The 7,109-nt window shown below is 49.2% G+C and carries 6 protein-coding genes; all 6 read left to right on the forward strand.

The features are described 5' to 3' along the window. Positions 1 to 79 precede the first annotated feature (79 nt). The 6 genes from B212_RS0103545 to B212_RS32960 all read left to right on the forward strand — a co-directional run bounded on the left by B212_RS0103545 (position 80) and on the right by B212_RS32960 (position 6,481). Positions 80 to 517, forward strand: coding sequence for an ACT domain-containing protein (locus B212_RS0103545; protein WP_019908996.1), 438 nt, complete (start codon positions 80 to 82; stop codon positions 515 to 517). Positions 518 to 597: 80 nt separating this feature from the next. Beyond that, positions 598 to 1,884: a homoserine dehydrogenase gene (locus B212_RS0103550; protein WP_019908997.1), complete on the forward strand. Its 1,287-nt coding sequence runs from the start codon at positions 598 to 600 to the stop codon at positions 1,882 to 1,884. A 67-nt stretch (positions 1,885 to 1,951) separates the two neighbouring features. Further along, positions 1,952 to 2,932 carry a homoserine kinase gene (gene thrB / locus B212_RS0103555; RefSeq protein ID WP_019908998.1) on the forward strand — a complete coding sequence of 327 codons (981 nt, stop codon included), beginning with the start codon at positions 1,952 to 1,954 and terminating at the stop codon, positions 2,930 to 2,932. Next, positions 2,929 to 3,816: a prephenate dehydratase gene (pheA, locus tag B212_RS0103560; protein ID WP_019909001.1), complete on the forward strand. Its 888-nt coding sequence runs from the start codon at positions 2,929 to 2,931 to the stop codon at positions 3,814 to 3,816. Before thrB ends, pheA begins: the two co-directional genes overlap by 4 nt. A 4-nt stretch (positions 3,817 to 3,820) precedes the next feature. After that, the gene (gene ilvE, locus B212_RS0103565) at positions 3,821 to 4,702 is read left to right on the forward strand and encodes a branched-chain-amino-acid transaminase (RefSeq protein ID WP_019909002.1); all 882 of its coding nucleotides are present in this window, start codon (positions 3,821 to 3,823) and stop codon (positions 4,700 to 4,702) included. A gap of 471 nt (positions 4,703 to 5,173) precedes the next feature. Further along, a complete protein-coding gene (locus tag B212_RS32960; RefSeq protein ID WP_442950096.1) occupies positions 5,174 to 6,481 on the forward strand; it encodes a hypothetical protein in 1,308 nt (435 codons plus the stop codon). The last annotated feature ends 628 nt before the right edge of the window (positions 6,482 to 7,109 follow it).

The raw sequence follows: 7,109 nt of genomic DNA on the forward strand, positions 1-7,109 counted from the left end.
AAAGTTGTTGCATTTTACAGGCAAAATCCATTATAATGTCCACTATAAAAACACAAAAGTCTTTGGGGTGAGGACGTTCGTGAAAGAGCGCTATTATTTGGTCCGGGAGGACATATTGCCTGACGCCGTGCTGAAGACCATGCAGGTTAAGCAACTGCTTGAAGCGGGAGATGCCAAGACCGTACATGAAGGTGTAGAACAGGTGGGGCTTAGCCGCAGCGCATTTTATAAATATAAGGATGGCATTCATTTGATTCATCAGTTGGAGCGCGAGCGGATTGTCACAATCTCCATTGATCTCGAACATGAATCCGGCATGCTGTCTAAGGTTCTGGGCTGTGTTGCTGTACATGGCGCCAACGTGCTGACGATTAATCAGAGTATTCCGCTGCAGGGGCGGGCCAACGTGGTGATCTCTGTAGAGATATCGCATTTGAATCAGGAATTGGGCGATATGCTTGATAGCATGAAGATGATCCCCGGGGTGAAGCGCGCTTTGATTATTGGACAGGGTTAATCTTCTATGCAGCATATAGCGGTATATTCAAGAAGTAATTCAGTGAAGCTGAGACGCACATAACTTTTAGGAGGATTCAAATGAAGCCGGTTAAAGTGGGGTTGCTGGGTCTGGGAACAGTGGGTACGGGAGTAGTCCGTATCCTGGTTGGGAATCAGGAGGATCTGAGCAGTCAGGTTGGCTCGCCGATTCTCATTGAGCGTATTGCCGTAAAGAACACCGAGAAACCCCGCGATATTGAAGTGGATGCTGCAATAATCACCGATGATCCTTGGAAAGTTATCCGTGATCCTGAGATTGATGTAATCGTCGAGGTGATGGGCGGAATCACGGGAACGAAAGAGTACATTCTTGAAGCGCTGGAGCGCGGCAAACATATCGTAACAGCCAATAAGGATTTGATGGCGCTGCACGGCTCGGAAATTCTGGCCAAGGCTCAGGAGAAGCAGTGCGATGTGTTTTACGAGGCGAGCGTGGCTGGCGGGATTCCAATTATCCGCACGCTTATTGAAGGCTTTTCCTCAGATAAAATCATGAAGATTATGGGCATCGTGAACGGAACCACTAATTACATACTGAGCAAAATGAGCCGGGAAGGCGCCTCCTATCATGATGTGCTGAAGGAAGCGCAGGAGCTGGGATATGCCGAATCAGATCCGACCTCTGACGTGGAGGGCTTGGACGCTGCCCGCAAAATGGCCATTCTCGGCACCCTGGGCTTCCGTACCAATGTTGAACTGAGCGATGTCAGTGTAAGCGGCATTTCAGGAGTGAGCAAGGAGGATATCGCTTTTGCCAAAAGACTGGGGTACGAGATGAAGCTGATCGGCATCGCTGAGAGCCAGGAAGACGAATTCAGCATCAGCGTGCAGCCCACAATGATCCGCGCCAGCCATCCTATTGCTTCTGTGAACGGTGTCTACAACGCAGTGTATGTTTACGGTCAAGCCGTAGGAGAAACAATGTTCTATGGAGCCGGGGCAGGCGCAATGCCGACAGCTACCTCTATCGTAGCCGATCTGGTCGCCGTCATTAAGAACCTGAAGTTGGGCGTGAATGGACTGAAGCAGATTGTTCCTTACAAGCAGAAGAAGCTGAGAAGCGATGAAGACATTTTTTATAAAAATTTCCTGCTGCTGCATGTGGACGACAAAGCGGGCGTACTGGCCAAAATTACACAGGTGTTTGCTCAGTATGACGTCAGCCTTGATTCCGTGGTGCAGCAAGCCAACCCGAATAATCCTGATGCTGAAATCATTATAGTAACGCACAATGCCAGCAAAGCGAGCATGAACAAAGTAATGCGGCATTTGGAGCAGCTTAAGGTCATTCACCGCATCAAGAGCCACTATCGTGTGGAAGGATGATCACCGGATTCTATCCCTTCCTTGAGTTCAGCTTCGCGCAATAATTATGAAGGAGATTCTACCAGCTATGAGTATGTACGGAAGGTCTAGAGTAAAAGTGCCCGCCAGTACCGCCAATCTGGGGCCGGGATTTGATACGCTGGGTATGGCCCTGTCGCTGTATGCCTGGATTGAAATGGAGGAGGCTGCCGAAACGGTATTTCACCTTTACGGTGATGAGATGACAGGTGTCGCACGGGACAAAAGCAATTTGCTCTACCGGGTGGCCCAAATGGTTTTTGCAGAAGCTGGTGTTACAATTCCTGAGCTCTCCATCACCATGTATTCCGAGATACCGCTCACAAGGGGCCTTGGCAGCAGTGCGTCAGCGATTGTTGGCGGAATGGCTGCGGCTAATGCTATGATAGGTTCACCGCTGGATAATGCCAAGCTGTTCGATATGGCGACCGCTCTGGAAAAGCATCCCGATAACGTCGGAGCATCGCTGTTCGGCGGCATGATTACGGCCGTTTGGGATGGTAAACATGCCGATTACATACGGATTGAGCCGCCGCAGGAGCTTGAAGTGCTAGTCGTCATTCCTGAATTTGAGTTGTCGACTGCGAAGGCGCGGGGTGTGCTTCCAGACAAGATTACGGTAAGCGATGCTGTTCATAACATTAGCCGTACTTCCCTTTTAACAGCGGCGCTGGCTGCAGGCAGACTTGATCTGATCGGCCGGGCGATGCAGGACCGCCTGCATCAGCCGTATCGCGCGCCGCTTGTGCCCGGTATGGAGAAGCTGCTGGCTGAAGCACCGAAGCATGGGGCGCTGGGCATCGCGCTTAGCGGAGCAGGGCCTACACTATTGTGTATGGTTGACCGGAGGGAGAGCCGTAAGCAGGAGCTGGAGCTTTTCCTGGTCGAAACGATGCAGGAACACGGAATTCCGGCACGTACCTGCTGGCTGTCTCCTTGCATTGCGGGTGTCACTACTGAGCTGCTTGCAAGAAACGGGATGCAAAGCGAATCGTTTTTGGATATGATAAAAGGAGAACGAAAGTCATGAAATCAATAGCGGTTTTGCCGCAGGGCTCGGTATCGCACGAAGCGCTGTTGTATTTGTTTGGTGGTGAGCCTCTAAAGATTGAGCATCATAAGCTGATCTCCGATGTTTTTCTCGCTACCGCGGGCGGAGTGACGGATTACAGCGTGATTCCAATTGAGAATACAATTGAGGGCTCGGTCAGCCTGCATATTGATTGGCTCATCAATGAAGTGAATCTGCCGATGCAAGCGGAATGGATCTTTCCGTCCGTGCAGAATTTGATCGGCAACTCTTTGGAGTTTACAGACAGCGGGGGGAATAAGGATTTCACCAAGGTGGTTAAAATTCTTTCCCATCCTGTCGCTATGTCGCAATGCCTGCAGTTTATCCGCAAGCATATCCCTGGGGCTGAGCTGGAGTCGGTCGGAAGCACTTCCGAGGCGGTGGAGATTGTCTCGAATAATCCCGGCAGAGGCTGGGCTGCGATTGGCACGGCTCTTGGGGCGGCGACCCACGGGCTTGAGGTTGTAGAGCGGCGGGTAACGGATCATAATAACAATTACACTCGTTTTGTGCTGGTTGGCCAGCAGAAGCTTGAATTACCCCGGACGAGCAGCGGAGACAAAACAAGTATCCTTGTAACCCTGCCGGAGGATTTTCCGGGAGCCCTGCATCAGGTGCTGTCTGCATTTGCCTGGCGGCGTCTGAATTTATCTCGTATTGAGTCACGGCCAACGAAGAAGAAGTTAGGTACTTATTATTTCTATATTGATGTGCTGGAACCGATAGAATCGGTCCTGCTGCCTGCGGCGATTGAGGAAATTGAGGCCTTGGGCTGCCAGGTGCGGATTCTGGGATCGTATCCCACATACACCTATGAAGAAGAGAAAGCGGAGGTGCAGTAAGTTCATGGCTGAGCAATGGATCTATCTGGATGGACAACACGTAACAAAGGAAAATGCAAAGGTATCCGTTTTTGATCACGGGTTTCTATATGGTGACGGCATTTTCGAAGGCATCCGTATTTATAACGGAAATATTTTTAAATGCAAGGAGCATCTGGACCGGCTATATGATTCAGCCAAATCCATCATGCTGGATATTCCGCTGACTTATGATGAGATGCTGGAGGCCATGGCTGAGACCATTCGCCTTAACGAAATGCGCAACGGCTATATCCGGCTGATTGTGTCGCGCGGCGTCGGCAACCTGGGGCTTGATCCCCGCCGTTGTCCCAAAGCGAGCGTAATCATCATCGTAGAGCAACTGGCTATTTATCCGGAGCAGGCATATCTGAACGGTCTTCGTGCGGTTTCCGTATCGCAGCGCCGCAATATTCCGGATGCGCTGAATCCGAAGATCAAATCCCTGAACTACCTTAATAACATTCTCGTCAAAATCCAGTCCAATCTGGCGGAAGCGGACGAAGCGATTATGATGAATGCCCAAGGGTATGTAACCGAGGGCTCAGGCGACAACATTTTTATCGTCAAAAGAGGAATTGTCTATACCCCGCCTTGCTATCTAGGAGCGCTTGAGGGTATTACTCGGCTAGCCATCATTGAGCTGTGTGCGAAGCTGGGGCTGACGCTCAAGGAAGAGCCGTTCACCATGCATGATGTGTATATTGCGGATGAGGTTTTCTTCACCGGCACAGCAGCCGAGGTTATCGCTGCCCGCGAAATTGACGGCCGGGTTATCGGCGCAGGCCAAGCAGGTCCAATTACACTGCAACTGCTTGAGGAATTCCGAAATGCTGTAGACAAAGACGGCTATAAGGTCTGGGAATAAATCGAAAATTTGCGAATATCAGAAACAATCCTTTCATGCCAGCCATGGAAGGATTTTTTTTGTTGTGATAGATGTCAATCGCCCATGGGCTGCATAAGATGTAGTAACGAAGGAGGCGGCTGTACCGCTTATAACGAAGCTTGGGGGTAAAGCCATTTAATTTGGACCGCTCTCAGGGCCGGGAGGCCCAGAAAACATTTAGGAGGTTAATGCTGCGTGAAAATACACATTGTCAAACAAGGCGATACGCTGTATGCATTATCGCAAAAGTATGGAGTGCCGCTGCAAACAATCATCGAGGCAAATCCGCAAATCAGCAATCCTGACGTGCTTGTCATTGGTGACAAAGTCAAAATCCCTGCGGGCGCAACCCCGGTTCCTGACAATAATGAAGTCTTCTACAAGCATACCGTGAAACAAGGCGATACCTTGTGGAAGCTGTCCAAAGCTTGGGGAGTCACACTGAAGGACATGATTGATGCCAATCCGCAGTTGAAGAATCCGAATGTTCTCATGGTTGGTGAAGTCGTCAATATTCCTAAGAAAGGAAATAATTCTGCCGCCAATCCTCAGTCCGCAGCTTCCACAGTCATCAACAAAACAAATCTTGGCGCAAAAGAATATACGGGACCTAAAGAGCAGCCCTCCGCGGTAGCCCCCAATGTGAACAAGGCTCCCGAGGTAGCTCCCATAGTGAACAAGGCTCCTGAAGTAGCCCCCATAGTGAACAAGGCCCCTGAAGTAGCTCCAATTGTGAACAAAGCTCCTGAAGTAGCTCCGATAGTGAACAAAGCTCCCGAAGTAGCTCCGATTGTGAACAAAGCTCCTGAAGTGGCTCCTATTCACGAAGTGATTCATGAAAAACAAAGCCTGTTTGTCCAAATCTCTGTTCCTGCACAGGAAGCAAAAACCTATGAGATGCCGGAAGAAAAGTCCAAATCGGAGGTTCAGCCTACTTCCTGGTATGAAAATAAAGTATCGCCATGCGACAAATCAGCCGGCTATCCAGGTCTATATGAGAATCCATATTTTATGGATTGTCCGCCGGCATATCCGTATTATGAGCCGATGGCTGTCATGGGCATGAATTCAGCTCCAAATTATATTCAACCGGCTGCCTATATGCCGGATTGTGTAACCCCATATTCCTATCCGGGAAATATGTATCCATCTGCTGATTATCCGGAAGCATGGCATCCAAATATGGCGCCGGAATACAGCAACATCAGTCCGGTCAGCGAAAATCCTTCATATGTTTCGCCTCAGTACGGCGGACAGTCCATGAATCTTCCTTGGCCCTCTTGCGGCTGTGGCGGAGGAATGCCTGTTCAACCAATTCAACCGTATTCCTATGAGCAGCCTATGTATAATAACTATCCAGCCTACATGCAACCTCAGCCGGGAATGATTTCACCTTATGGTATAGGGATGGAACCAAATTCCAATGCAGCACCGGCAGGAACGTTCTCCGGACCGCTGGTTTCCAATATTCCCTCCTATCCAATGTACCCAGGAATGGAAAACTATGCCCATAACCGGGTGCCGGAAATTCAAGACCCTGAGTTTATCCAACAGGATGTACCGCAGGCCGTTGAGCGGGAAAGATCCGAACCGGCAGCAAAAAGCAAAGGCGGAGAAACAAAAGCTTCCTCTGCTAAAGTGAAAACATCAGGTCAAGCTACCATCAGATCCAATAATGCATCGGCCAAACAGCGCTCCAAACAAAGTACACGTAAAAGCACGGCAAAGAAAAACAAAAACCCCTGGATTTCGCGTTAAATCCACATGAACTGAAATGGCTGTTCTTAAGCGTGCTATGCTGCGTTCTCATGCGCATGGCACGCTTTAATATTTATTTGTCATATCCAGTCCCGTGTGGAAGCTGAGTTTGAAGTACTGAATCATGGTAAATTTATTAGTAGTGATAACTTATTTTTAGAAAAAGTATTGCATTCTGTTTATGAACATGATATATTATAAAAGTTGCTGGTGACGAGATGATCGACGCCAACAACGAGCTTGATCTTTGAAAACTGAACAACGAGTGAGTATCGGAAATCACGTGAGTGACTTCCAAAATGAGAATGCAAATTCTCGTCAGATGTTTCAAAATGAGCGAATCGCTCTTTCTATACTGTATCTTCTTCATCCACTCAGGTTTGAGTTGGACCGAAGAGGATACAGGTGACGCTTGCTTCGCAAGCGTCCTTATTGGAGAGTTTGATCCTGGCTCAGGACGAACGCTGGCGGCGTGCCTAATACATGCAAGTCGAGCGGAGCTTACCCTTCGGGGTAAGCTTAGCGGCGGACGGGTGAGTAACACGTAGGCAACCTACCCTGTAGACTGGGATAACTACCGGAAACGGTAGCTAATACCGGATAATTCCTTTCTTCTCCTGAAGGAAGG

This window comes from Paenibacillus sp. HW567, from assembly GCF_000374185.1.
Classification (GTDB): domain Bacteria; phylum Bacillota; class Bacilli; order Paenibacillales; family Paenibacillaceae; genus Paenibacillus_AQ.

Excerpts from the sequence above, each read along its gene's own strand:
- B212_RS0103550 (WP_019908997.1), top strand. The coding sequence starts at position 598 with ATGAAGCCGGTTAAAGTGGGGTTGCTGGGTCTGGGAACAGTGGGTACG.
- thrB (WP_019908998.1), top strand. The coding sequence starts at position 1,952 with ATGAGTATGTACGGAAGGTCTAGAGTAAAAGTGCCCGCCAGTACCGCC.
- pheA (WP_019909001.1), top strand. The coding sequence starts at position 2,929 with ATGAAATCAATAGCGGTTTTGCCGCAGGGCTCGGTATCGCACGAAGCG.
- ilvE (WP_019909002.1), top strand. The coding sequence starts at position 3,821 with ATGGCTGAGCAATGGATCTATCTGGATGGACAACACGTAACAAAGGAA.
- B212_RS32960 (WP_442950096.1), top strand. The coding sequence starts at position 5,174 with ATGATTGATGCCAATCCGCAGTTGAAGAATCCGAATGTTCTCATGGTT.